Raw genomic sequence first — 3,217 nt, 5'->3', positions numbered from 1 at the left:
TGAACCACGAGTCCGTAAACGCCGCCCAAAAGCTTACCCCTTAATGACCAAACCCCGGCATGAGTTACGCAAGCAATTGCAAACAGCTTAAACCACAAGTGTTTCGGCTTTTCTTAGTGCCATTCGGTTCAGTGCCAATATCCCTCACTCCATTACAGAACAAATCTCTTCAGCAGTTCAAGCCACCCCAGGAACAACCATTGCCGCCACACTTGCAAGCATACCTGGAGTACGTGCTAACGATATCTACGCTATGATTGCCACAGAGCGAGTCTACGTAGACTTGTATGCAGTTCCCCTAGTGGAACATTGGCGAGTTCAATTATGGGCAGACCAACAAAATCATGCTGCTCATACACATTTAGCCATAGGGACAACGGGGCATCATCAACAAATCACCTCTCCCACAACACTTTTGCCCAATACCTTATTAGTCTGGGACGCACAACTTTGGACTTTAGTTAACTTGGGCGAGAAGACAACCACACTTTTACCCGAAGTCGGGCAACCAATGCAGTTGCCCACAGCATTTTTTCTGCAATTATTTGATAGCGGCACTATCAACATTCATAATTCAGAAGCACACGCAACCATCAATGAAAAAGTGCGTGAATTGATGGATGCCGCCTCGCCTACGGATCTACAAAGAGCCAATCACAGATTTCATCTAGTACAAGCATATTTCCAGCACCGCACAGACATATATAAAGACATACCTCAAAGCACCTTGTCTCGATGGGTCAAACAGTTTCGTGAAGCAGAAGCTAGTTTTGGTTGCGGTTATGTTGGGTTGCTGCCGCGTACTGCTACTAGAGGAAATCGCCAACCCAAAGCACCAACAGATGCAAGCAATTTATTAGATCAATTTATTAGCGAACACTTCGAGACACCAAGACAAGCCCCAGCCGCTTCCGTTTATCGCGCCTATACAAGAGCCTGCTGTGCTGCCAACATCACACCACTGAGTCAGCGTACATTTTATACTCGTCTAAAAAAGCGTCCCATCCATGAGCAGACTTTAAAACGTCAAGGAGCAAAAGCTGCATACGCAACCGAACCGATTGTTTTAGAACTAGCTAAAACTACACCCAGGCATGGAGATAGACCCTTTGCTATCTGCCATCTTGACCACACCCAACTCGACATTGAATTACGCTCTCAAGTAACTGGTCGGAACTTAGGACGACCTTGGCTGACATTACTGATTGATGCCTACTCTCGACGAATCTTAGCAGTTTATCTCACCTTTGACCCACCTTCTTACAGGTCTTGCATGATGGCACTAAGGTTGTGTGTTCAGCGTGAGGGTCGTTTTCCCCAATCCGTAGTTGTAGATGGTGGCAAGGAATTTCATAGCGTTTACTTTGATACCTTATTAGCACGTTACCACTGCATTAAAAAGACTCGTCCTGGTGGTAAACCCCGTTTTGGCTCAGTAGTTGAGCGATTATTTGGCACAACCAATACAGAATTTATCTTTAACTTACTGGGCAACACCCAAGCCAGTAAGCAGCCACGTCAATTAACCAAAGTTGTTGACCCCAAACAACTTGCAGTTTGGACATTAGCAGATTTATATACCTACCTGAGTGAGTGGGCATACACCATTTATGACACGAGCGTACATGATTCCTTGGGTGAGACACCATTACAAGTTTATACCGACGCTATCGCTGCCACTGGGGAGAGAGAACACCGACGCATTGCATACAACGAAGACTTCCTCATGGCAACACGCCCTAGCACACCCAAAGGTAACGCTAAAGTCCAGCCGGGACAGGGAATTAAAGTCAATTATCTTTATTACTGGAACGATGCTTTCCGCAATCCGGTTGTCGAAAAAACCAAAGTCAGTGTGCGCTATGACCCTTTTGATATGGGTGTAGCTTATGCGTACCTGGAGGGAAGATGGGTCAAATGTATCTCTCAGTATTACAGCACTTTTGCCGGACGCACGGAGAAAGAAGTGCTATTAGCTGCCCAAGAAATTAGACAACAAGATAAGCGTAATGCTGTGAGTACAAATATCTCTGCCAAACGCCTTGCCGACTTCATCGCGGCGGTGCAAGAACATGAAACCTTGCTAATGCAAAGATTACGGGATTTGGAAGCTGTTGGGGTACTAGAGAATGTAACACCCAATAACGAAGGTGTACCCCAGTTCCCAAGAGTTAGCACTCTTGACCCAGAGATAGAACCACACGGTCAAGATGACGAACAATTGCCACCACTGCAAAACAACGTTGAACTGTTGGATCTCACACGACTGCCGATACTAGGGGAATACCGTTAATGAGGGTCTTCCACGAGAAAAAATTGGGCAGCCTTTCTCGGTTGACTCGACTCTCGACACGATTAATCGTGGGGTTTCTAAGGCTGCCCAATTTTTTAGGGGACAATGCGATGGACAAATTTTTAACCGACAATCTTAACGGCGAAATACAGTCGAAACTTACTCAGTTTAAGGAGTATGCAGTTTTACATCCCCAGTTAGCACGGGTAGATATGCTGTTGATGCGTGCGATTCGAGAACCCGCCGGATTTGCTCATGTATTGGTTTATGGGCCAAGCGGTGTGGGTAAAACAACGATGATTCGGCAGATTGCTAAACGGTTAAATGAGAATGTACCCGAACAGTTACCGGGTATTTCCAATTCCTTGAGCTATCGTAACGGCTCTGGGCCCCCGATGCCATTATTGCTGTTAGAAACACGACCATCTGACGGTGGGGTGTTTAATCGGGCAGATTATTACCGCACTGCACTAAAACTTTTGGGAGAACCATTCTATGAGCGGCGGATGCTGATAGATATTGACGCGGAACAAACTTGGGAGAAAAAAGGACGTGGGCGGACTAAAACAGCCCAGTTTAATGATTCGCCTGAACTGCGTCACGCATTAGAAGAGGCAATGACCAAGCGTGGTGTACGGGCAGTGATTTTGGATGAAGCACAGCACTTGATGAAGATTGGGACTGGTGCAAGTGCGCTTAAGCTTTTAGATCAGTTGGACTGGATTAAGTCCATGACCAATGTTACGGGAGTGCTACACATTCTGATTGGGACTTACGAACTGCTGAATTTTTGTAATTTAACCTGAGTTCGGGTTAAAGATAAGAAGGCAAGAGCCACTCCAGTTGAAGACTAGGTTTCTTAGGTTGATGACAATAAGCGATTAATCCGCATAAAACGTTAACACAAAAATTAACGGGGCTGCG

The 3,217-nt window shown here is 45.9% G+C and carries 2 protein-coding genes and 1 pseudogene; 2 read left to right on the top strand and 1 reads right to left on the bottom strand.

All coding sequences use genetic code 11. The features are described from left to right. The first annotated feature begins 253 nt into the window (after positions 1-253). On the top strand, positions 254-2,293 hold the full coding sequence (locus tag FNW02_RS37815) for a Mu transposase C-terminal domain-containing protein (protein WP_225226315.1): 2,040 nt from the start codon (positions 254-256) through the stop codon (positions 2,291-2,293). Positions 2,294-2,403: 110 nt separating this feature from the next. Next, positions 2,404-3,099 (top strand): ATP-binding protein, encoded by a 696-nt coding sequence (locus FNW02_RS37810; protein ID WP_225226314.1) that lies wholly within the window; start codon positions 2,404-2,406, stop codon positions 3,097-3,099. Between the two features lie 7 nt (positions 3,100-3,106). Here the strand turns inward: FNW02_RS37810 and FNW02_RS40390 are convergent. Then, a pseudogene (locus tag FNW02_RS40390) lies at positions 3,107-3,217 on the bottom strand (IS982 family transposase); the annotation flags it as partial.

This window comes from Komarekiella delphini-convector SJRDD-AB1 (assembly GCF_014831675.1).
Lineage (GTDB): Bacteria > Cyanobacteriota > Cyanobacteriia > Cyanobacteriales > Nostocaceae > Komarekiella.
The sequence above is the reverse complement of the archived record's forward strand: the minus strand, read 5'-3'. Positions and strand labels throughout refer to the sequence as shown.

Excerpts from the sequence above, each read along its gene's own strand:
- FNW02_RS37810 (WP_225226314.1), top strand. The coding sequence starts at position 2,404 with ATGGACAAATTTTTAACCGACAATCTTAACGGCGAAATACAGTCGAAA.
- FNW02_RS37815 (WP_225226315.1), top strand. The coding sequence starts at position 254 with ATGATTGCCACAGAGCGAGTCTACGTAGACTTGTATGCAGTTCCCCTA.